The sequence below is a fragment of the Hyphomonas sp. UBA4494 genome, from assembly GCF_002388935.1.
Classification (GTDB): Bacteria; Pseudomonadota; Alphaproteobacteria; order Caulobacterales; family Hyphomonadaceae; genus Hyphomonas.
The window spans coordinates 73,194-93,259 of the sequence record NZ_DGNK01000010.1 but is presented as its reverse complement, the minus strand read 5'-3'; the positions used below and the strand labels follow the sequence as shown (position 1 = coordinate 93,259).

The following is a 20,066-nucleotide window of genomic DNA, read 5'->3' as shown; positions in this document are numbered from 1 at the left end:
TAGAATTCGACGAATTTGCCGACGACGCCCTTGGCGCGCAGCATTTGCACAACTGTGAGCACGAGGTCGGTCGCTGTGGCGCCTTCTGCCATCTTGCCGTCAAGACGGAAGCCGATGACTTCCGGGATCAGCATGGAGACTGGCTGACCCAGCATGGCTGCTTCGGCTTCAATGCCGCCAACGCCCCAACCAAGCACGGCGAGGCCGTTGATCATGGTCGTGTGCGAGTCGGTGCCGACGCAGGTGTCAGGATAGGCAACGGTTTCGCCGTCTTCATCCTTCGTCCAGACCGTCTGACCCAGATATTCGAGGTTCACCTGGTGGNNAGATGCCGGTGCCCGGTGGCACAACGCGGAAATTCTTGAACGCCGTGGAACCCCAGCGCAGGAACTCATACCGTTCCTGGTTGCGCTGGTATTCGATTTCGACGTTCTTCTCGAAGCTGTTCTCTCCGCCAAAGCTGTCGACCATGACCGAGTGGTCGATGACGAGGTCGACCGGGACTTGCGGGTTGATCGCGTCTGCTGACGCGCCGAGCTTTTGCGCGGCATCGCGCATGGCTGCAAGGTCAACCACAGCCGGAACCCCGGTGAAATCCTGCATCAGCACGCGAGCCGGACGGTAGGCGATCTCGTGGCTGACACCGCCCTTGTTCTCAAGCCAGGATTTGAATGCGAGAATGTCGTCCTTGGTGACGGTCTTGCCGTCCTCATGGCGCAACATGTTCTCAAGCAGGACCTTGAGGGACGCAGGCAGGCGGGAAACGTCGCCAAGACCGTTTTCTGCGGCTGCGGACAGCGAGAAATACGTGTAGGTCTTGCTACCGACGGTGAGTGTGCGTTTTGACTTGAAGCTGTCGAGGGACGGCATGGGGAGGGAACCTCGCGTCTGAAATTATCGATCTGCGGCGATGAGCCGCCGCGCTGGTCTGTCTCATATAGGCCCTAGTGCATTGAGGCAATTGGGACAAAGGGTCTAAACGGGACATATGAGCGCCAGCGCCCTCCTTTCCGCAGCCGATATCGGCATGATCCGCGGCGAACGCCTCCTGTTCCGGGAGGTGTCCCTGTCCTTGGCGCCGGGCGAAGCAATTGTCCTGCGCGGGCCGAATGGCGCCGGAAAGACCACCCTGTTGCGTATTCTCGCAGGCCTGACGCAGGCCGAGACCGGCACAATTGACCGCAACGCGTCGCATCATTGGGTGGCCCACCGGGACGGATTGAAACCTCATGAAACGCCGCGGGAGCATTTGACCCTCTGGGCACGCGCATGGGGACAATCCACAACAGACGTCGAGCCTCTCCTAGACAAAATGGGGCTTTCGCGTCCGTCAGATGTGCCCGCCAAGCATCTATCGGCCGGACAGCGCCGCCGGACCGCCCTTGCCCGTCTGCACCTCGAATACCGCCCTGTCTGGCTGCTGGATGAACCGCTAACCGCGCTCGATTCCGAGGGGCGGACGCTCCTGCTCGGGATGATCGAGCAGCACCGGCAGTCGGACGGTGTGGTGGTTGCAGCCGTCCACGGCGATGCAGGCTTCCCCGCAACACGCGAGGTGGAGATTTGAAGTATTTGTTTTTCGGAATCTGGGCTGTCTTGGGATGCCTTTTCGGTTTTGCAGCAACTTATGTTTGCGGCTGGAAAAATGGAACCGATGGCCTGGAATGTGGCATTCCAGTCTTGGTCTTATTTCTAGGTCTCGGCTTTGTTCACTGGCGAAAGCTCCGCCGATATGGCTAGCCCCGCACCCATCTTCTCCGCCTTCCGGCAAGCGCTGGGCGAAGCCTGGGCGGGCGGCGCCGGCGCGCTGCTGCCGGTGGGCTTCTTCGCAGGGGCGGCTGTCCTCGTGCCACTCGGCGTCGGAACGGACCCGGAAACCCTGCGCACGATTGGTCCCGGGATCCTGTGGGTTTCGCTGGCGCTTTCCAGTCTCGTAACATTGGAGCGCATCTTTCAGGCGGACGCCGAAGATGGCTCGCTGGATCTCTGGTTACAGACCAGCGCCCCCGCCGCCTCTATTGCCGCAGCAAAGACATTCGCGCATTGGCTGACCGCAGGCTTGCCTCTCGCCCTGCTCTCCCCCTTGCTGCTCCTGATGTTCCAGGCCCAAATTGGCGGCGCATTGCTTGAGAACATGCTGTACTATGCGATTGGCGGGCTGGCCTTTTACTTCTGGGGCGGCGTAGGGGCAGCACTCGCCGCGACCGTACGCCGAGGCGGACTGTTGATCAGCCTGATCGCCTTGCCCCTTTACGTCCCCACCGCCATATTTGGCGCCCTCGCCATGGGAGACGGCCCAAGCAGCGCCGCCGCCCCATTATTTCTCGCTGCCTCAACGCTGTTTGCGTTGGCTGTCGCACCATTTGCCATGGGTGCAGCCCTGCGCTTGGCGGCAGACTGAGGGAAGGGTATTCCGAACGCGATGTTTTCCTGGTTCGCCAATCCGCACCGTTTCCTGATGCTGTCCAGCTGGCTCGCGCCCCTGTTCTATGCGGCCGCAGCCCTGTTGATTGCATGGGGGCTCTGGCAAGGCCTCTGGATGGTCCCGAAGGATGACTATCAAGGCGGCGACATCATGCGAGTCATGTTCATTCATGTCCCGGCCGCATGGCTTGCCATGGCCAGCTATCTCGGCATGGCCGTGATGAGCTTCGTCTGGTTTATCTGGCGCCACGAGGTTGCCGACATTGCCGCCAAGGCGATCGCCCCGCTCGGCGCGACATGGACAGCACTTTGCCTTGCCACGGGCGCCATCTGGGGCAAGCCGACCTGGGGCACATGGTGGCAATGGGACGACGCCCGGATGATGTCTGTCCTTTTCATGTTTTTCCTTTTCCTCGGCTACATGGCCCTGCGCGCTGCCATGGATACGCGCCAAAAGGCCGCGCGCGCCGGTGCGATCCTTGCCATGGTGGGCGCGCTGAATGTGCCATTGATCAAGTTTTCCGTGGACCTCTTCACGTCCCTACACCAAAATGCCAGCGTCATCACGCCAGAGGGTCCGAAAATGGCCGCTGTCTATCTCTGGCCATTGCTGATCAGCTCGCTGGGTCATTCGCTACTGTTTGCCGCCCTTGTCATGACGCTAATGCGGGCCGAAATATGGACCAGACGCGCTGCCCAGTCCCGGGCTCGCCTGATGACAGGAGACTGATCCCATGCTGCCAGATTTTGATTCCAATGCCGCATTCATCTGGGCGAGCTATTCCGTTGGCCTGCTCCTTATCGGCGGCGCGATGGCGAGTGTCTGGCTGAAAGCCCGCGCGGCAAAGACTGAATTGATCCGTATCGAAGCGCGCATCCGGGACCAGAAACGCGGATGAAGCGCTGGCTCGCAATTGTTCCGATCGGAGCGCTCGTCGCTTTCGGTGTGATTGCGGCCGGACAATTGATCAATCCCGAAAAAGGCGACTTCAAGCGCAATTTGCGCAGCGCACCCGATACGGTATTCCCAACCCTCGATTCCACCCCCCTCAGCTTCGCTCCCTCGCCGACCGGCGGCACTATTGCCGTAAACCTGTTCGCAAGCTGGTGCGCCCCCTGCGAAGCGGAGCACAAATACATTTCCGAACTGTCCGCCGCATATCCGGACCAAGTATTCGGCGTGCTCTACAAGGACAAACTGGACGACGGCCTCGCCTTCCTTGACCGGCTGGGCAATCCATACACGCGGATTGCACTTGATCCGGACGGTCAGGGGGGACTCGATTTCGGCCTGACCGGTGTGCCGGAAACATTTGTTATCTCAGCTGACGGTGAGATCATTGACCATGTGCAGGGTCCGCTGGACGAAGATTCGGTCAAAACAATAGGCGAGGCGCTGAAGAGCGCCCCGCCGAATTAGATCCGTTTCCGGAGCCTTACTTCTTCGTCGCTTTGCGAGCTTTCTTCACCGGAGCCTTTTTGACGGCCTTGGTGGTCGTGGCTGGCTTCGCTTTCGGTGCTGCTTTCGCTTTGGCTTTAGGCGCAGCTTTCTTGGCTGGCGCTTTTTTCACCGCAGGCTTCGGCGCAGCTTTTGCAGCTGGAGCTTTCTTGGCAGCGGGCTTTTTAGCGGGAGCCTTCTTTGCAGCAGGCTTCTTGGCTGGAGCTTTCTTCACTGCAGGCTTCGGAGCAGCTTTTGCGGCCGGCGCAGGAGCAGCAGGCTTTGGCGCAACAGCGGCTTCAGCCTTGTCAGCCTCGGCAACCATATCCTTCAGACCGGATACCAGCGTGGCTTGCTTGGTTTTCGGCAGGGCTTCGAAGATGGCTGCATCAGCCTTCTCAACAGCTGGAAGAGCTTTCTCGTAAGCTTTCTTGCCTTTCGCCATCAGCGAAACGACCTTGGCGCGCTTGTCCGTTTTGGAAGCGACGCGCTTGATGAGGCCAGCCTTTTCCATACGAGCGACCATGTCGGCCAGCGTCGAACGGTCGATGCCGGTTGCGTTGACGAGGTCGGACTGGCTGACGCCATCATTGCCTGAGAGAGCGGCAAGGACAGAGAACTGGCGCAGGGTGATACCTGCTGCGGCAAGCGCAGAAGCCGATTCATTGGCGGCAATTTGCTGGGCACGATGGAGCAGATGGCTCGGCGAGGTTTTAAGATTGTAGGTCATGATGGTAGTCTTTCTGTGTTTATTTAGGCGTTGGGCGCGATGGATAATCCGGTTATTGGTCTGTTAAGTATACGACCCGTGTGCGGATCAACATTCACCCCAATACAAGCAAGAGGCTTAAGGTTCGATGACGGAGGAATTATCAAATGGTTTCTTTTCTCAAGATTTCAAACTGAAAATACCTGCTGGCGACGACCGAATACGCCGTGTTTGCTCACATTGCCAGTTCGTAGACTACATAAATCCGAAAATTATTGCAGCTTCAGTTGCGACAAAAGGTGACAAAATCCTGCTTTGCAGGCGCGCGATTGATCCGCGTAAGGGATTCTGGACGCTTCCAGCCGGGTTCATGGAGGTTGGGGAGACCGTTGAAGACGCCGCTAAACGAGAGGCTCGGGAAGAGGCAAATGCCGATATCAGCCTGGGTCAAGTTCTTGCCGTCTACTCCGTTCCCCGCATTGCGCAAGTCCATGTCATGTTCAGAGCAGAGTTGGTGTCGGAGATTTCGCCTGGGCCCGAGAGTGAGGAAGTCGCCCTGTTTGACTGGAAAGACCTGCCGTGGGCGAATCTTGCCTTTCCGACCGTCGTCTGGGCCTTGACCCATTTTTCCAGCGTTCGAAACCGCGCGGCATTCGTGCCGTTCTCAAATCCGCCCGGCACCGAGCAATTGACCCGCTAGGTATCTGCGTCCTCGGGCTTTCGCATATGCTTCAGCGTATACGGCGTATTCGCCAGCGCAAATACCACACCGATCACGATGTTGCCGAGCTTCCAGTTCGCCCACGTCGCCTCGGAAAAGTTACGCCAGAGAAATTCGTTCCACGCTGCCATAGCAACAAAATAGAGCCCCCAGCGAATGGCCAAGGTTTTCCAAGCGTGATCTGGCAGATCAAATACGGTGTGGAACAACATTTTCCAGATGTTCCGTCCCACGGCCAGCCCGCCAAAGATCACGCCTGCATAAAGCAGATTGATGATCGTCGGCTTGATAAACAGGAACAGCTTCGACTGAAGCAGGATACCTGCCGTACCGAACGCACCAATCAAGGCGGATGAGACAATCAGGAATGGCGGGATTCTTTCACCGCGGATCAACTTCTGAATAATCACGAAAGCGGTGAAGACGATGAGCACGCCGGTCGCCCAATAAAGCGCGGTGTCCTTGGTAAACAACCCTTCGCCTTCCGGGAATCTCAACATCACGTTGTAGATACCGATAAACGCCAGCGTCGGGCCGAGTTCGGTCCAGATGCTGCCCGCTTTGGCCGTCGCATCGCTTAGCTCAGCTGAGCCTTCCGTGTTCTGTTTCTTTGTCATCGCTTCTCTACGCGTCTCGGCTGCTGCTGGATTGGTCACAAGCTGTAGCTCCCCTCAGACAATAGTCGACCTAATAAATCACGAACGCAGATGCAGCGATCTGAAACAGGCTATGCCCCGACTTGCATGGAGAGGAGCCCGGCGGCCAGCAAAGCTGCGGCACATATTCGTCTGTACCCGAATCCCTCCTTCAGAAATATAGCCCCAAGGGCCGCAGCGAACACGACCGATGTTTCCCGCAAGGCGGTTACAATGGCGGCATCTGTCAGTGTGTAGGCATAGATGGCGAGCGCATATGAGAACGTGCCCAAAATCCCACCTGCGAGCCCTCCCTTCCATTGTTTCGCAATGGCAGCGCGTATACGTCCCCTGCGCTGCATGCAAGCGACGACGGTTACGCCGATCCAGTCCAGCAGGAATAGCCAAACCACAAAAGTCATCGGATTAGGCATAGCGCGAGCGGCGCGCGTGTCCGCCACAGCATAAAGACCAACGCCCAGCGCAGTGAGCACGGCCCAGATCAGGGCGTGCCGATCAAGCCGCCGCGTTGAGGCTGTCGTTCCCGTCGGCAAGGCGAACAGAATGATGGCAAAGCTGGCCACGGCCAGCCCGGCCATCTGGAGTGCCGTCAGATGCTCGTGCAACGCAAAGACAGCAAAGCAGGCGGTCGCGAGCGGCGCCAGGCCTCGCATCACGGGGAAGACCAGAGACAAGTCGCCCCTGTGTAGCGCTCGTACGAGACAGAACTGGTAAATCCAGTGAACCACGACCGAAACGCAAATGAGCGGCCAGGTCTCTCTCGGCGGGGTGGGAACAAAGGGCGCAAAGGGCAGGACGCTTAGCCCCATGACGATCGCGACCGCCATGCGCGCTGTCAGGACGTCGCCGCCCCGCTTCACGAACATGTTGGTGGCGGCAACCGTTACTGCAGACAAAAGGCACAGAACCACAGGCAGAAGCGTCATCGACATTGCGGCGACCTATGCACGACTTGCTGACGCGTGGGAAGGATTTGACTCTTGGCTCGTTGAAGGCCTGACTCGCGCCAAACAAGAAACGCGAGAGGGAATGTATCATGACGCACGAACTGGTGTTGCGCGGGGGGACCATAATCGACGGAACGGGCGGCGAGAGCTTCGACGGTGACGTAGCCGTTTCAAATGGAATGATTACGGAAGTTGGCAAAGTAACTGGCCGCGGCATCGAGGAAATCGACGCGCGCGGAAAAATCGTGACGCCCGGCTTTGTCGATGTCCACACACATTATGATGGTCAGGCAACCTGGACCGGATCAATCAGCCCATCCTCCCTGCATGGAGTCACGACAGTGGTGATGGGAAATTGCGGCGTCGGATTCGCCCCGTGCAAGCCAGAAGATCATGATCGACTCATTCGTCTGATGGAAGGCGTTGAGGACATCCCCTTCCCCGTCTTGGCCGAAGGCCTGCCTTGGAACTGGGAGAGCTTTCCCGACTATCTCGACAGCCTGTCGAATGGACAATTCGACGCTGACATCTGTGCGCAGCTGCCTCATGCGGCCCTGCGGGTCTATGTGATGGGCGAACGCGGCGCCAATCGGGAGCCGGCCACTGAGGACGACATCCGCCAGATGCGGGCTTTGGCAACCGAGGCTATCCGCGCAGGCGCGATCGGTTTTTCGACCTCCCGCACACTGAACCACCGTACCAGCGACGGTCAGCCTACGCCCACCCTCACCGCGAGCGAAGCCGAACTCACGGGCATCTCGCAAGGCGTGGCAGACGCCGGACGGGGCGTCCTGCAATTCGTGTCTGACTTCGATGATCCGGAAAAGGAAGCAGCCATGCTGCGCCGTATTGTCGAAGCGAGCGGCCGGCCATTATCTGTCTCGCTGGCCCAGGCAGATATTGCCCCGGAAGGCTGGCGGCGCTTGTTGGGCGCCATCGAACAGGCCGCCGAGGATGGCCTGCCAATGCGTGCACAGGTCGCCCCCCGTCCGGTCGGCGTGCTACTTGGCTTTGAATTGACGCTTAATCCATTCAGCGCCTACCCGGTTTACCGCGAAATCGCGGACCTGCCTTTTGAAGAGCGCATAAAACTGCTGCGCACTGAAGACTTTCGCAAACGATTGCTGGCCGACGCGCCGGACACAGATAATCCCTTCCTGAAAGTCATGTTGCGAAGCTTCGGAAAGATCTTTCAGCTTGACGATCCAGTAGATTATGAGCCCACACCTGATCGTACGCTGGAAGCCATTGCAGCCCGGTGGGGCATATCGCCAGAAGAAGCCGCACTCGACCTGATGCTGGAACGGAATGGGCATGGCATGCTCTACCTGCCCTTCCTGAACTATTCCGGTGGCTCGCTTGACCCATCCTACGAGATGATGCTCAGCCCTGCGACACTGCCCGGCCTGTCAGACGGCGGCGCGCACGTCGGCATGATCTGTGATGGCTCTTTCACCACCACGATGCTGACCCATTGGGTCCGCGACCGAACACGAGGCCCACGCATTCCCATTGAGCACATCGTGCACCGTCAGGCCCGCGCCACGGCACAATGGATCGGACTGAATGATCGCGGACTGGTAGCCCCGGGCTACCGTGCCGATCTGAATGTGATCGACCTCACAAACCTCAAGCTCCACTTGCCTCGCGTGGACTATGACCTCCCCGCTGGCGGTCGGCGCCTGATGCAAGCTGCCTCCGGCTACACAGCAACAATCCTAAACGGACAAATTACCCACCGAGACGGAGACCCCACCGGTGCACGCCCCGGCCGCCTGCTGCGAGGAGCCAGGGAAACCCAACCGACCGCCATCGCCGCCGAATAGTCAGTCCTGAATTCCGACCAAAGCCTTCGAGAAGGCCTCCGCGCTGAATGGGCGGAGGTCTTCTGCTTTTTCGCCGATGCCGATGAAGTGGATCGGCAGGTCAAACGCCTCCGCAATGGCCACCAGCACACCGCCCTTGGCCGTGCCATCGAGTTTGGTCATGACGAGACCTGTGACGCCCGCCGTATTTCTGAATGCCTCGACCTGGGACAGCGCGTTCTGGCCAACGGTCGCGTCCAGCACGAGAATGACATCATGCGGCGCAGTCGGGTCCAGCTTACGGACAACGCGGACGACTTTTTCAAGCTCGGCCATCAACTCAGCCTTGTTCTGCAGCCGTCCAGCCGTGTCGACCAGCACAAGATCGAGATCGTCCGCCTTCGCCTGTTCCATCGCCTCGTAAACAAGGCCTGCCGCATCGGCGCCCGTAGGCTTTGACATGACAGGAATACCGGCCCGCTCGCCCCAGACCGTAAGTTGCTCAATCGCCGCCGCCCGGAATGTGTCACCTGCGACGAGCAGCGCCTTCGCCCCCTGCTCTGTCAGCTTGGACGCAATCTTGCCGATTGTGGTCGTCTTGCCGGAGCCGTTGACCCCGACGAACAAGACAATGCGCGGACGCGGACCGTCTGAGAAGTCCACGATCTTTTCGCGAGGTTTCAGCACGTCGGTGATTTCATCCGCCAGCGCCTGTCGGATTTCGTCTTCGCTGATTTCCTTGTCGAACCGTTCCTTGGCGAGATTGCCCGTCACCCGCATCGCAACCTTTGCGCCCAGATCTGACGTGATCAGCAGGTCTTCGAGTTCTTCAAGAGTCTCATCATCAAGTTTCCGTCGGCCGAAAACCGCGAGGCCGGACGTCAATCGCGCCGAAGACCGGGACAGGCCGGATCCGAGCTTGGCCACGAACCCCGGATCATTGGCTTCCGCTTCCATGGCCGCCCGCGCAGCAGCTTCCCGCTCAGCGCGCATACGCTCGGCCTCGCGCCGATCTTCGAGCAGTTTGAGTTCTGCAGCCGCCTTCGCCTGCGCCGCTTCGCGCTCTTCCTTGGCCTTGCGGGCCCGTTCGGCCTCTTCCGCAAGACGCGCGGCTTCCGCATCATCCGCACGCGCCTGAGCGGCGGCACGTGCCTCATCAGCTTTGCGGACTTCCTCATCCAGCCGCTTTGCTTCTGCGGCCGCTGCCTCGGCCTCGCGCGCCTGTCGCTCTTCCCAGGCCTTGTTAGCCTCGGCGACCTTGCGCTCGATCTCTTCCTGTTCGGCAATCTTACGCGCAGCTTCAGCTTCCCTGGCCGCCAGTTCATCCGCTGACAGCTCCGGCGATTCCATTGCTGCGCCAGCCTCTTTCAGCTCTTCTTCTTTTTTCTTTTTTCCGAACCAAAGGATCATGCGGTCAGCGCTCCGATCAGCTGTTTTCCATCCTGCCGGACTATACGTGCGCGTACCGGGCGTCCAGCTTCGCCCGGATCACTCTCGAACTGTACCGGCGTGAAGTCCGGCAGACGCGCGGAGTTCCCGCGCTCGACCAGAGCTTCAACGGTCTGGCCGTCATATTTCCTGAGATGCCGCTCCAACGCCGCCGCCCCGACGTCTCTCAGACGCGCGGCGCGCGCTTTCACCACGGCCTTGGTGAGTTGCGGCATGCGGGCAGCCGGGGTGCCGGGACGGGGCGAATACGGAAAGACGTGCAGGAAAGACAAGCCGCACTCTTCCACGAGCCGGGCCGAATTCTCAAAATGGGCTTCGGTCTCAGTCGGGAAACCGGCAATGATGTCCGCGCCAAAAGCAATGTCAGGTCGGACAGCGCGGAGACGGTCTGTCAGCGCGATAGCATCGGCGCGCAGATGCCGCCGTTTCATGCGCTTCAGGATCAAATCGTCTCCGTGCTGAAGGGACAGATGCATGAAAGGCGCAAGTCGAGGTTCCGCCATGGTCTCCATCAAGGCATCATCTATCTCGATGGCGTCGATGGAGGAAATGCGTAACTGCTTCAGCTCCGGCACCAGTTTCAAGATGCGTTGGACAAGATTGCCGAGTTCCGGCGCGCCGGGCAAATCAGCACCCCAACTGGTCAGATCCACGCCGGTCAGCACAACTTCATAATGGCCGGTCTCGACGAGCCGCCGGACCTGATTGACCACCTCCCCTGCCGGGACAGACCGGGAATTCCCACGGCCATAAGGAATGATGCAGAACGTGCAGCGATGGTCACATCCATTTTGGACCTGGACATAAGCGCGGGCGCGACCTTCCATGCCATCAATCAGGTGTGCAGCGGTTTCCCGCACTGACATGATGTCATTCACGCGGACCTTTTCGTGCCCGCCCAGCAATTCGGCTGGCCGCCAGGTTTCCGCCTGCATCTTTTCATGATTGCCGATGACGCGCGTGACTTCCGGCATCTTTGCGAACATGTCCGGATCGATCTGCGCCGCACAACCCGTCACGAGGATCGGCGCGTCCGGATTGTCTTTCGCTGCCCGCCTGATGGTCTGGCGCGCACTGCGGACGGCTTCCGATGTGACGGCGCATGTATTGATGATCACCGCATCATTCAGGCCAGCATCGGTGGCATGGCCCCGCATCACCTCGGATTCATAGGTGTTCAGGCGGCATCCGAGCGTGATCAGCTGCGGGCTGGAAGGGGATTTGGTCTCAGTCATCGCGATGTGTTGCAGCGGACATCGCGCCGTCAGCCCCGCAAATCAAGGGATCTGTGCAGGATGACTCCTTTGCCCAGTTCAGATTTCGGTCTCGAATTCCAGCTGCACAGGTCCGGTCATGTAAACCCGGTCATCGGATTCCTGCCAGTCGATGATCAGCGCACCACCATCGAGAATGAGGTTGGCGCGGCGGTCGGTGAGCTTTGCCCGGGCGGCGCACACGAGCGCCGCACACGCTCCGGTGCCACACGCCTTGGTCAGGCCTGCCCCCCGCTCCCAGACACGAAGGCGAATGTTCTGCCGGTCAATGACCTGCGCAAACCCGACATTCACCCCCTCAGGAAAGGTCGGGTGCCATTCAACGAGCGGCCCGATGGCCGGAATGTCGTAATCGTCGATATTCTTCACGAAGAACACGGCGTGCGGATTGCCCATCGAGACCACTGCCGGACGGGAGAGCCAGGGATTGTCGATCGGTCCGACTTTCACATCAACGCCGCGAACGTCCATTTTCTCGGAAAGCGGAATGTCTTCCCACCCCATCAGGGGCGAACCCATGTCGACGGTTATCTGGCCATCCTCTGCGGCAAATGCTTTCAGAACATCCGCTTCGGTCTGGATGGACACCCGGTCCTTGCCGGTTTCAGCCAGTAACAGTTTGCCTACACAACGAGAGGCATTGCCGCAGGCAAAGACTTCGCTGCCATCGGCGTTCCAGATGCGCATGAATACGTCGCGCGCGACATCACGCTCCAGCGCGATGATCTGATCGGCTTTTAGGTCTTCGGCAATCTGGCGCACCTGGTCGGTGCTCGGCACGAACGCAGTCGAGCGGGCGTCGAATATGGCAAACGCGTTGCCAGCACCATTCATCTTCCAGACTTTCATTCGCCAGCCCTTAAAGGGTTTCCCCCGTCCCGAAAAGCGGAACTTCGTCAGATATTTCGCGCGTCTACTTGGGCAGCCCGAACGACACAATCCATCCAGCGACCTGGATGACCAGCGCTGCCACCAGCCCCGCCCCGACAAAGGGATGCGACACGAAGATGGCGAGCGCCACAATGCCCAGACACGCATAGTCGACGATATCGCTCGACATCAGCCATCCCTGAGGTTGCCGGAAGCGCCGCACGTCAAAGAGTGTGACCGTGCGCCAGACGCGGCCCATGTCGGGCGGGCCAAAGGCTTCCTGTAGCTTCTTGGGATCCCGGATACCGGTCATCTCCGCAAGATCGGCCACGGTCGCCTCGCCAAGCGCAACATTCCGCTTGCGAGCGGACGTACCGATCAGGCTGACAATTGCCGACAGCACCACCGCAATTGCGATGGCGAACAGCGTGAAATCATCAAAAGGCCCATATCCGCTCATGCGGCATCATATAGGGAGCGCGCGCCGAAACAGAAGCGCCTTACCGCTTGCATGGAATGGCGGCCCAAAAGTCGAAGTCGAGCAGAACACCATCGGCATACTTCCCGTCCTCGCCCTTATAGGCGAACGCGCCCGGATCCTGATCCTTCACTGCCACGAGACGCAAGCGCAACGCGCCAACCTTGTCGGACAGCTCAGCTTTCTCAAGCACTTCGCTCCAGGCATAGATCGTGTCACCAGCAAATAGCGGACTGACATGGCTGCCGGCATTGATCGCCAGCATATGGCCCGCATTGGCGAGACCATTGAAGGCCAGCGACCGCGCGATGGAAATTACCACACCGCCATAGATCAGGCGCTTGCCGAACCGGCTGGATTTCTGGCCATGCGCATCGAAATGAACCTTGGCGGTGTTCTGGTAGAGGCGTGTCGCAATCTGGTGCTCGGCCTCTTCCACGGTCATGCCGTCGACATGATTGATCTTCTCGCCAACCGCATAGTCTTCGAACATGTATTCGCTGCCGGCGAGGGATGTATCCCAAGCCTCCATGGAGGCAAACCCGGACAATTCGGCCCCAGGCACACTTTTTGGCAGGTCGGGGATCACCACGTCTGGCGCGGGTGAGTTGGCATCCCGCTTGTTGACCATGACCCAGCGCACAAAGGACATGACTTCTTCGCCGCGCTGATTGGTGCCGCGCGTGCGCACCCAGACGACGCCGGTCTTGCCATTGGAGTTTTCTTTGACGCCGATCACTTCCGAAACCGTGTTCAGCGTATCGCCTGGCAGGACGGGTTGAGAGAAGCGACCATCGGCATAGCCAAGGTTTGCCACCGCATTCAACGAAACATCCGGCACGGACTTGCCGAACACGACATGGAAAGCGTGTAGCGGATCAATCGTAAGGCCGGGATAGCCGGCGGCTTTGGCGAATTCAGATGAGGAATACTGGACAAACCGGCCGCCGGTCAGCGCGCGATAGAGGGCGATGTCGCCTTCAGTCAGCGTCTGCGGCGTCGCATGCGCGAGGGGCATGCCCACGAAAAAATCTTCGAAGAAATGGCCGGGATTGGATTTCGATGTGCTGGTCATGCGCCCCTCAGGTGGAAAAGGGGCAAGACTTCCCGGCGTCAGGCCTGGATTTGCCCCATATACAGATCAGCCAGTACCTGACCGTCACTGGGCGAGGAAATCAAGGCGGGTGAGACGAAGGGCAGCAGGAAGAGTGCGATGATCGCGGCCCCCAACAGGCCAGCCATCATTTGCTGCTCACGGTTCTCGGAGAACTCATCGAGCATGCGTGGTCCCGCCAACATGTACGGCACCCCAAGAGTGCAAAATGCAGAAAAGGCGATCAACACCGCCGCAAGGGTCATGAACAGGATCATGCCGCCTGTCTTGCCATGCAGATATTGAATCTTCGCGTGAGAGATCGATGAAATTTCATCGATCTCCCCGCAATATCAGCCGTGTAATACTATTTCAGCTCGAGCAGTTTCTCGATCGGACGGCCCAGCACGGCCTGCTTGCCGACAATGCCGATGGGGCGCTGGATGATCTTTGGATTGGCGGCCATCGCCTGGAAGATCTCGTCATCTGTCGAAGTCGCATCGATGCCGAATTCGGCAGCATTCTTGTCGCGCAAGAACTCGCGCGGCGAACTGGCACCCATCTTTTTGGCGATGTCCTTCAGCTCATCCAGGCTGAGTTGCTCGGAAGCATTCATGTATTTCCGGACCTCCGGCTCGACGCCGTTCTCCTGCAACAAGGCGAGCCCCTTGCGCGACGTGCTGCAGCCGGAATGGTGAAGGAGAGTGTAGGTCATGCGTATTCCTGAATGTGTTGGTTTACCATATGAATGCCCGAGAGCATTGAAGATCAGCTCTCAAAAGCCCGGATCGCTTCATCCATGGCGACCGTCCGGCGGGCTTCGTCCAGATGGAGCAATTCGGTCATCTTGCCGTTTACCTTCAATACGCCCTTGCCGGCATTCTGAGGGTCTGCGAACGCTTCGATCACGGCCTGTGCATGTTCCACATCATGCGGGCTCGGCGCGAAGACGCGGTTGGCCGTGTCGAGCTGTGAGGGATGGATCAGCGTCTTGCCGTCGAAGCCGAGGTCACGCCCCTGTTCACACTCGTCGATCAGGCCCTGCTCGTTCTTGATGTCATTGTAGACGCCATCAATCGCGACGATGTTGTAGGCGCGGGCCGCAGCCATGCTCATGCCCAGAGCCGTCTGGAAAGCCAGCCGGTCCGGCGTCATCCGCGCGCGGTATTCCTTGGCGAGATCGTTCGTTCCCATCACGAACGTCGTCATACGGGTGCGGCCAACGGCTTCGGCAATGTCCTGGATGTTCAGGATCGCCTTCGGCATCTCGATCATCACCCAAAGTCCCATCTCGGCCGGCGCGCCGGCGCGGCTCATCGCGTCGTCGAGACGATCAATGTCGCTGCCATCGATGACTTTCGGGGCGAGCAGCGCATGTGCGCCCGCTTCAACCGCCATCTTGAGGTCGGCTTGGCCCCATTCGGTATCCAGCCCGTTCATCCGGACCACGATTTCACGGTGGCCGTAACCCCCTGCGGTCACGGCCGCGCGGATCGTGTCACGCGCGGTCTCCTTGGCTTCCGGCGGCACGGCATCTTCCAGATCCATGATGACCGTGTCTGCGGGCAGGGTCTTCGCCTTTTCCAGGGCGCGCTCATTGGCGCCGGGCATGTAAAGGCAGGATCGGCGGGGACGGTGGACGTGGGACATATGTGACAACTCCTTGACCTGAACTGTCCATTTGATGCGTGATTGTGAGCCGAATACTCGTCCCACAATGCACCGAGATGGATCAATGATGTTTCGCCTGCTCTTACTGGCTCAAATCTTCCTGTTTTGCGAGCCTGCCTTTGCGAAACCCATTACGCTGATCGAGTTTCGCAACGAATTCCTCATACGCGAATTCCAGTCCGTCAAAATCGGGTATATCGACACGCACCCCACAATGTCCGCAGCGATGGACAAACAGGGGTTCGAGGCCGTGCTTCGGGAGTGCTCCCAGATCGACGGCACCTGCCAGACGGCCCGCTTTACGGCCTGCCGGGACCTGCCTGGTTATTCGCGACTGGAAACGCTGGAACTTGCCAATCAGATGAATGAGGGCTTCAACCCCGGAACCGCCTACGCGAAAAAGGGTCCTTCTCCGAGTGGGATATGCGTGAGATTCCACGTCTCCTTTAGGGGAGAGGATGAGTTCGGCCTCAGGCAGATCTTCGAATGGCAGCAGGCGCTCGAGGATTTTACAGCCTCCGTAGACAGCGACCTCACCAGCCGTGTTGCCGCCGATGTGCGGGCCTTGGTTCAGCCGTAACGCTTGTCGGCCAGTTCGGTTTATGCGAGCCAACACCGATGACTGATACAACATCTGACATCTGGCCAATGGCCGGACATGCCGACAGCGGATTTGAATCTGTTCGCGGCGTCTTCGAAAAAAACTTCGAGAATGGCGAGGAGCTCGGCGCCGGATTCACCGTCATCAAGGACGGCAAGGTCGTCGTGAACCTGGTCGGCGGCTGGGCTGACCGGAAGAAGGAACACCCATGGTCAGACACCACCCTCGTCCCGGTCTATTCGACCACCAAAGGTATCGCAGCCATCGTCCTCGCCCATCTGGTAGAGCGCCTGCCGGGCGGCTTTGAGACGCCCGTGGCCGATGTCTGGCCCAAATTTGCAGCCAATGGAAAAGGCGCGGTCACCATTGCCGAAGTTGCGAGCCATCAGGCCGGCCTGCCCGGCTTTCCCGAAGAGATCAACCCTGAGCTCTGGCTCGATCCGCCCGCCTGCGCCGCCGCACTGGCGGAATTGGCTCCGATGTGGTCACCGGGCAGCGCGCATGGCTATCATCCCCTGACCTGGGGCTATCTCGTCGGAGAGATCACGCGGCGCATCAGCGGCGAAACCCTCGGCACCACGCTGAAATCCCTGTTTCCAAACGTCGACTTCATGATCGGCACACCCGCCAGCGAACACGATCGCTGTGCCGACATCCAGCGACCGCGAGAATTGGCAGAACTCGGAGAGATTACCCCCCCGCGACGCGCAGCATTTGTCAGCAAATGGGCCGCCCCAAATCGCGGCGGAGCCATTTGGCGCGAGATCGAAATTCCGTCGGCAAACGGCCACGGAACAGCGCTCTCAGTCGCGCAACTCTATGAGACCTACACGACCAATGGCGAGGGTGTCATGAGCGACGCCACTTTCGAGGCACTCAGCACGGCGCGAACACATGGACCGGATCTGGTTCTGCCCATGATCACCAGCTTCGGCGCTGGCATCATGCACAATACCCACGGCATGTTCGGACCCGAACCCACCACGCTCGGCCATTGTGGCTGGGGGGGCTCCATGGCGATAGCTGATCAGCGCAATGGTTTGACGTGCGCCTATGTCATGAACAAGCAATCCAATATTCTCGTGGGTGACCCGCGTGCGGTACGACTGGTTGAAGCGGTCTATGACTGCCTCTGATCCATGCTGAACCATATTGACTGGGCCGCATTCCTGATTGCCATGGCGGCAGTGGAATTGACGCCCGGCCCCAATATGGGATGGCTCGCTGCGCTGTCGGCGCAGCAGGGCCGCACAGCGGGAATGCGCGCTGTCGCAGGCATAACATTGGGGCTAGCGGCCCAATTGGTGGCTGCGGCCACAGGCCTGTCGGCTCTGCTCGCCGGAATGCCCATGCTCTACGACACGCTACGATGGGCAGGCGTCGCATTCATGGTCTATCTCGCCGTTGAGGCTTGGCGGGATACCGGATCCGTCTCACCACTCAATCGAAACAAGGCGGCGGGCTTCTGGCGGGGTCTGGTTGCGAATTTGTTGAATCCCAAAGCGCTTGTGTTCTATCTCGTCGTCGTCGGGCAGTTTGCCAGCGATACCGCAGGACCAATCTGGTTGCAGATTGTTGCGCTGGGCGTCATCCACCTGGTGGTCGCGACGACCATCCATACGAGTATTGTACTTGCCGGGTCCCGTTTTGGCCAAAAACTGGAAGCTTATCGGACCGCTCCCCTCCTGCGCGGCACCTTTGCCATCATGCTGCTTGGAATCGCCGTGTGGATCGCCGTCTCGACCGGACGTTCGGTCTCCTGAATGGCACAGTCCTTGCGGAGGTGAAATCGGAGGCAACTCCAATCATGCAAAACATCTTCCTGCTCCGGGTGCTCACCGCCCGGAGCATTTTTTCAGCTGACTCGCGCTGCGCGGGCGAGCCGCCGGGCCTTGGCGTCACCCATGACACTGTCGGCGGTAAAGATCGCCAACGCCGTCCAGATGAAACCGAAAGCCGCCGCATGGGTCCAGCCGAACGCTTCGCGGAACACGAGAACCGCGATCAGGAACTGCAAGGTCGGTCCGATATATTGCATCATGCCGATGGTCGAGAGCTTCAGACGGCGTGCTGACAAGGCAAACAGGATGAGGGGCACAGACGTGATCGGGCCGGCCGCCATCAATAGTGCGACATCCCATCCCCCATTGCCGAATACTTGCGCATCCGGTTGGCGCGAGAGCCAGGCCAACCAGGCCAGGGCGACGGGCGCCAACAGCAGAACCTCCATCAGAAATCCCGCTCGACTATCAATGGCGACCTGCTTCCGGATCAGCGAGTAACAGGCAAAGGTTACGCAGAGAAACAGGGCGACCCACGGCACCTGTCCGAAAGCCACTGTCATGATGGCAACGCCGATAGCGGCGATGCTTACTGCGCCCCATTGCGCCGGTCGAAGGCGCTCGGAAAAGAAGATCATGCCGAAGATCACGTTCACAAGCGGATTGATGTAATAGCCGAGCGACGCTTCCATCGTCCGGCCAGCATTTACCGCCCAGATGTAACATCCCCAATTGGACCCGATCAGGGCGCCTGAAATAAGCAGCCATTTCAGCTTATCCCATTTCAGGGCTGTCCGAACGTCCCGCCAGTTCGCAGCAATCGCAATGAAGATCAGCGCAGTCGGTATGGACCAGACCACGCGATGTGCCAGCAGGTCCGCCGCACTGATGTGCTGCATCAGCCGGATGTAGAGCGGCAGGCTCCCCCAGATAAAAAAGGCCCCCAGGCCAGCAAAGAATCCGAGGCGAGTTTCAGTGTTCATGGCCCAGCGCGTAGCACTGAGCCATGAGGCAACGCCACCCAATTATTGCTGCGAAGCGTTTCAGTTTGTCGAAACGGGCTGTTTCTCTGGCTTCAGGACGCCGCGATTGAGGAGTTCTTCGGCAATCTGGATTGCGTTGAGGGCGGCGCCTTTGCGCAGATTGTCGGAGACACACCAGAAGGCGATGCCGTTTTCGACCGTCGGGTCCTTGCGGACGCGGGAGATATAGGTCGCCCATTCGCCCACGCATTCCTTCGGCGTGATGTAGAGCTCGTCTTCAGGATCATCGACCAGCATGATGCCCGGGCTCTCGCGCAGAATTTCCTTGGCTTTCTTGGCGCTCAAAGGGCCGGCCAATTCGACATTCACGGCTTCGGAATGACCAACAAAGACCGGCACGCGCACACAGGTCGCGACCAGTTCGATGGACTCGTCGAGGATTTTCTTCGTCTCGACGCGCATCTTCCACTCTTCCTTGGTGAAACCATCATCCATGAAAACGTCGATCTGCGGGATGACGTTGAAGGCAATTTCCTTCTGGAAGACTTCCGGGGTCGGCTCGTCATTGACGAATACGCCGCGTGTCTGATTCCACAGCTCGTCCATCGCCTCCTTGCCGGCGCCGGATACGGACTGGTAAGTCGAACAGACAACGCGGGTGATACCGACGGCATCATGCAGCGGCTTCAGCGCCACAACGAGCTGTGCAGTCGAGCAGTTCGGGTTCGCGATGATCATCTTCTTTTCGTAACCCATCACGGCTTCGCCGTTGCACTCTGGCACGACGAGCGGCACGTCCGGATCCATCCGCCATGCGGACGAGTTGTCGATCGTGATCGCGCCGGCTTTGGCAATTTTCGGTGCCCATTCCTTGGCGGTGGCGCCGCCAGCCGACATCAGGACGAGGTCTACCTGTGTGAAGTCGAATTGTTCAATATCGTGGCATTTCAGCGTGCGGTCGCCATAGGACACTTCCTTGCCGAGCGACCGGCGGGAAGCAACGGCAAAGACTTCGTCGGCTGGGAACATGCGTTCTTCCAGAATGTTCAGCAGTTCGCGTCCGACATTACCTGTTGCACCGACGACTGCGATCCGAGTGGCCATGATATTTCTACTCCTGAGATTGAACCGGGCTTATGGCGCATCTTCGACGCCATTTAAAGCCT

Annotated in this window: 23 protein-coding genes and 1 pseudogene; 10 read left to right on the top strand and 14 right to left on the bottom strand. The window is 59.3% G+C overall.

What is annotated here, in order from left to right; all coding sequences use genetic code 11:
- A pseudogene (locus tag B2P82_RS03895) lies at positions 1-870 on the bottom strand (aconitase family protein); the annotation flags it as partial.
- Between the two features lie 118 nt (positions 871-988).
- Here B2P82_RS03895 and ccmA point away from each other — a divergent pair.
- From ccmA to B2P82_RS03870, 5 genes are all read left to right on the top strand, one after another.
- Positions 989-1,567: a heme ABC exporter ATP-binding protein CcmA gene (ccmA, locus tag B2P82_RS03890; RefSeq protein WP_290495265.1), complete on the top strand. Its 579-nt coding sequence runs from the start codon at positions 989-991 to the stop codon at positions 1,565-1,567.
- A 165-nt stretch (positions 1,568-1,732) separates the two neighbouring features.
- The gene (gene ccmB / locus B2P82_RS03885) at positions 1,733-2,401 is read left to right on the top strand and encodes a heme exporter protein CcmB (protein WP_290480346.1); all 669 of its coding nucleotides are present in this window, start codon (positions 1,733-1,735) and stop codon (positions 2,399-2,401) included.
- 21 nt (positions 2,402-2,422) lie between these two features.
- Positions 2,423-3,154: a heme ABC transporter permease CcmC gene (gene ccmC / locus B2P82_RS03880; RefSeq protein ID WP_290495263.1), complete on the top strand. Its 732-nt coding sequence runs from the start codon at positions 2,423-2,425 to the stop codon at positions 3,152-3,154.
- A 4-nt stretch (positions 3,155-3,158) separates the two neighbouring features.
- Positions 3,159-3,323: a heme exporter protein CcmD gene (ccmD, locus tag B2P82_RS03875; protein WP_290482360.1), complete on the top strand. Its 165-nt coding sequence runs from the start codon at positions 3,159-3,161 to the stop codon at positions 3,321-3,323.
- A complete protein-coding gene (locus B2P82_RS03870; RefSeq protein ID WP_290495261.1) occupies positions 3,320-3,844 on the top strand; it encodes a redoxin family protein in 525 nt (174 codons plus the stop codon). Before ccmD ends, B2P82_RS03870 begins: the two co-directional genes overlap by 4 nt.
- Positions 3,845-3,860: 16 nt before the next feature.
- Here the strand turns inward: B2P82_RS03870 and B2P82_RS03865 are convergent, their stop codons facing one another.
- Positions 3,861-4,592, bottom strand: coding sequence for a MarR family winged helix-turn-helix transcriptional regulator (locus tag B2P82_RS03865; RefSeq protein WP_206991829.1), 732 nt, complete (start codon positions 4,590-4,592; stop codon positions 3,861-3,863).
- 127 nt (positions 4,593-4,719) lie between these two features.
- Here B2P82_RS03865 and B2P82_RS03860 point away from each other — a divergent pair, with 127 nt between their 5' ends.
- Positions 4,720-5,271, top strand: coding sequence for an NUDIX hydrolase (locus B2P82_RS03860; RefSeq protein WP_034817311.1), 552 nt, complete (start codon positions 4,720-4,722; stop codon positions 5,269-5,271).
- Here the strand turns inward: B2P82_RS03860 and B2P82_RS03855 are convergent.
- Both B2P82_RS03855 and B2P82_RS03850 read right to left on the bottom strand, forming a co-directional pair.
- On the bottom strand, positions 5,268-5,909 hold the full coding sequence (locus tag B2P82_RS03855) for an inner membrane-spanning protein YciB (protein WP_290495258.1): 642 nt from the start codon (positions 5,907-5,909) through the stop codon (positions 5,268-5,270). The genes B2P82_RS03860 and B2P82_RS03855 overlap by 4 nt on opposite strands.
- Positions 5,910-6,019: 110 nt before the next feature.
- Positions 6,020-6,880 (bottom strand): DMT family transporter, encoded by an 861-nt coding sequence (locus B2P82_RS03850; RefSeq protein ID WP_034817307.1) that lies wholly within the window; start codon positions 6,878-6,880, stop codon positions 6,020-6,022.
- 104 nt (positions 6,881-6,984) lie between these two features.
- Here B2P82_RS03850 and B2P82_RS03845 point away from each other — a divergent pair, with 104 nt between their 5' ends.
- Positions 6,985-8,721 (top strand): N-acyl-D-amino-acid deacylase family protein, encoded by a 1,737-nt coding sequence (locus tag B2P82_RS03845; protein ID WP_290495256.1) that lies wholly within the window; start codon positions 6,985-6,987, stop codon positions 8,719-8,721.
- Here B2P82_RS03845 and ftsY read toward each other — a convergent pair whose 3' ends face one another.
- From ftsY to B2P82_RS03805, 8 genes are all read right to left on the bottom strand, one after another.
- The gene (gene ftsY / locus B2P82_RS03840; RefSeq protein ID WP_206991825.1) at positions 8,722-10,110 is read right to left on the bottom strand and encodes a signal recognition particle-docking protein FtsY; all 1,389 of its coding nucleotides are present in this window, start codon (positions 10,108-10,110) and stop codon (positions 8,722-8,724) included.
- Positions 10,107-11,384 (bottom strand): tRNA (N(6)-L-threonylcarbamoyladenosine(37)-C(2))-methylthiotransferase MtaB, encoded by a 1,278-nt coding sequence (gene mtaB, locus B2P82_RS03835; RefSeq protein ID WP_290495254.1) that lies wholly within the window; start codon positions 11,382-11,384, stop codon positions 10,107-10,109. Before mtaB ends, ftsY begins: the two co-directional genes overlap by 4 nt.
- 78 nt (positions 11,385-11,462) lie before the next feature.
- Entirely contained in the window at positions 11,463-12,272 is an 810-nt protein-coding gene (gene dapF / locus B2P82_RS03830) for a diaminopimelate epimerase (protein ID WP_290495252.1), read from the bottom strand.
- A 64-nt stretch (positions 12,273-12,336) separates the two neighbouring features.
- Complete coding sequence (locus B2P82_RS03825) at positions 12,337-12,753, bottom strand: hypothetical protein (protein ID WP_034817298.1); 417 nt, start codon at positions 12,751-12,753, stop codon at positions 12,337-12,339.
- A gap of 40 nt (positions 12,754-12,793) precedes the next feature.
- Positions 12,794-13,846: a MaoC family dehydratase gene (locus B2P82_RS03820; RefSeq protein WP_290495250.1), complete on the bottom strand. Its 1,053-nt coding sequence runs from the start codon at positions 13,844-13,846 to the stop codon at positions 12,794-12,796.
- A 38-nt stretch (positions 13,847-13,884) separates the two neighbouring features.
- Positions 13,885-14,142 carry a hypothetical protein gene (locus tag B2P82_RS03815; RefSeq protein ID WP_290495248.1) on the bottom strand — a complete coding sequence of 86 codons (258 nt, stop codon included), beginning with the start codon at positions 14,140-14,142 and terminating at the stop codon, positions 13,885-13,887.
- 89 nt (positions 14,143-14,231) lie between these two features.
- The gene (locus B2P82_RS03810; protein ID WP_034817294.1) at positions 14,232-14,579 is read right to left on the bottom strand and encodes an ArsC/Spx/MgsR family protein; all 348 of its coding nucleotides are present in this window, start codon (positions 14,577-14,579) and stop codon (positions 14,232-14,234) included.
- Between the two features lie 53 nt (positions 14,580-14,632).
- On the bottom strand, positions 14,633-15,514 hold the full coding sequence (locus tag B2P82_RS03805; protein WP_290495246.1) for an HpcH/HpaI aldolase/citrate lyase family protein: 882 nt from the start codon (positions 15,512-15,514) through the stop codon (positions 14,633-14,635).
- A gap of 85 nt (positions 15,515-15,599) precedes the next feature.
- Between B2P82_RS03805 and B2P82_RS03800 the strand changes: the two genes are divergently transcribed.
- The 3 genes from B2P82_RS03800 to B2P82_RS03790 are packed head-to-tail and all read left to right on the top strand — an operon-like array spanning position 15,600 to position 17,899.
- A complete protein-coding gene (locus B2P82_RS03800) occupies positions 15,600-16,115 on the top strand; it encodes a hypothetical protein (RefSeq protein ID WP_290495244.1) in 516 nt (171 codons plus the stop codon).
- A 38-nt stretch (positions 16,116-16,153) separates the two neighbouring features.
- Positions 16,154-17,272 (top strand): serine hydrolase domain-containing protein, encoded by a 1,119-nt coding sequence (locus B2P82_RS03795; RefSeq protein WP_290495242.1) that lies wholly within the window; start codon positions 16,154-16,156, stop codon positions 17,270-17,272.
- A gap of 3 nt (positions 17,273-17,275) precedes the next feature.
- A complete protein-coding gene (locus tag B2P82_RS03790; RefSeq protein ID WP_290495241.1) occupies positions 17,276-17,899 on the top strand; it encodes a LysE family translocator in 624 nt (207 codons plus the stop codon).
- A 92-nt stretch (positions 17,900-17,991) separates the two neighbouring features.
- Here B2P82_RS03790 and rarD read toward each other — a convergent pair whose 3' ends face one another.
- Together rarD and B2P82_RS03780 are read right to left on the bottom strand one after the other, a co-directional pair.
- Positions 17,992-18,900, bottom strand: coding sequence for an EamA family transporter RarD (rarD, locus tag B2P82_RS03785; RefSeq protein WP_290495239.1), 909 nt, complete (start codon positions 18,898-18,900; stop codon positions 17,992-17,994).
- Between the two features lie 60 nt (positions 18,901-18,960).
- On the bottom strand, positions 18,961-20,004 hold the full coding sequence (locus B2P82_RS03780) for an aspartate-semialdehyde dehydrogenase (RefSeq protein ID WP_206991815.1): 1,044 nt from the start codon (positions 20,002-20,004) through the stop codon (positions 18,961-18,963).
- Between the last annotated feature and the right edge of the window lie 62 nt (positions 20,005-20,066).

Excerpts from the sequence above, each read along its gene's own strand:
- ccmA (WP_290495265.1), top strand. The coding sequence starts at position 989 with ATGAGCGCCAGCGCCCTCCTTTCCGCAGCCGATATCGGCATGATCCGC.
- ccmB (WP_290480346.1), top strand. The coding sequence starts at position 1,733 with ATGGCTAGCCCCGCACCCATCTTCTCCGCCTTCCGGCAAGCGCTGGGC.
- ccmC (WP_290495263.1), top strand. The coding sequence starts at position 2,423 with ATGTTTTCCTGGTTCGCCAATCCGCACCGTTTCCTGATGCTGTCCAGC.
- ccmD (WP_290482360.1), top strand. The coding sequence starts at position 3,159 with ATGCTGCCAGATTTTGATTCCAATGCCGCATTCATCTGGGCGAGCTAT.
- B2P82_RS03870 (WP_290495261.1), top strand. The coding sequence starts at position 3,320 with ATGAAGCGCTGGCTCGCAATTGTTCCGATCGGAGCGCTCGTCGCTTTC.
- B2P82_RS03865 (WP_206991829.1), bottom strand. The coding sequence starts at position 4,592 with ATGACCTACAATCTTAAAACCTCGCCGAGCCATCTGCTCCATCGTGCC.
- B2P82_RS03860 (WP_034817311.1), top strand. The coding sequence starts at position 4,720 with ATGACGGAGGAATTATCAAATGGTTTCTTTTCTCAAGATTTCAAACTG.
- B2P82_RS03855 (WP_290495258.1), bottom strand. The coding sequence starts at position 5,909 with ATGACAAAGAAACAGAACACGGAAGGCTCAGCTGAGCTAAGCGATGCG.
- B2P82_RS03850 (WP_034817307.1), bottom strand. The coding sequence starts at position 6,880 with ATGTCGATGACGCTTCTGCCTGTGGTTCTGTGCCTTTTGTCTGCAGTA.
- B2P82_RS03845 (WP_290495256.1), top strand. The coding sequence starts at position 6,985 with ATGACGCACGAACTGGTGTTGCGCGGGGGGACCATAATCGACGGAACG.
- ftsY (WP_206991825.1), bottom strand. The coding sequence starts at position 10,110 with ATGATCCTTTGGTTCGGAAAAAAGAAAAAAGAAGAAGAGCTGAAAGAG.
- mtaB (WP_290495254.1), bottom strand. The coding sequence starts at position 11,384 with ATGACTGAGACCAAATCCCCTTCCAGCCCGCAGCTGATCACGCTCGGA.
- dapF (WP_290495252.1), bottom strand. The coding sequence starts at position 12,272 with ATGAAAGTCTGGAAGATGAATGGTGCTGGCAACGCGTTTGCCATATTC.
- B2P82_RS03825 (WP_034817298.1), bottom strand. The coding sequence starts at position 12,753 with ATGAGCGGATATGGGCCTTTTGATGATTTCACGCTGTTCGCCATCGCA.
- B2P82_RS03820 (WP_290495250.1), bottom strand. The coding sequence starts at position 13,846 with ATGACCAGCACATCGAAATCCAATCCCGGCCATTTCTTCGAAGATTTT.
- B2P82_RS03815 (WP_290495248.1), bottom strand. The coding sequence starts at position 14,142 with ATGATCCTGTTCATGACCCTTGCGGCGGTGTTGATCGCCTTTTCTGCA.
- B2P82_RS03810 (WP_034817294.1), bottom strand. The coding sequence starts at position 14,579 with ATGACCTACACTCTCCTTCACCATTCCGGCTGCAGCACGTCGCGCAAG.
- B2P82_RS03805 (WP_290495246.1), bottom strand. The coding sequence starts at position 15,514 with ATGTCCCACGTCCACCGTCCCCGCCGATCCTGCCTTTACATGCCCGGC.
- B2P82_RS03800 (WP_290495244.1), top strand. The coding sequence starts at position 15,600 with ATGATGTTTCGCCTGCTCTTACTGGCTCAAATCTTCCTGTTTTGCGAG.
- B2P82_RS03795 (WP_290495242.1), top strand. The coding sequence starts at position 16,154 with ATGACTGATACAACATCTGACATCTGGCCAATGGCCGGACATGCCGAC.
- B2P82_RS03790 (WP_290495241.1), top strand. The coding sequence starts at position 17,276 with ATGCTGAACCATATTGACTGGGCCGCATTCCTGATTGCCATGGCGGCA.
- rarD (WP_290495239.1), bottom strand. The coding sequence starts at position 18,900 with ATGAACACTGAAACTCGCCTCGGATTCTTTGCTGGCCTGGGGGCCTTT.
- B2P82_RS03780 (WP_206991815.1), bottom strand. The coding sequence starts at position 20,004 with ATGGCCACTCGGATCGCAGTCGTCGGTGCAACAGGTAATGTCGGACGC.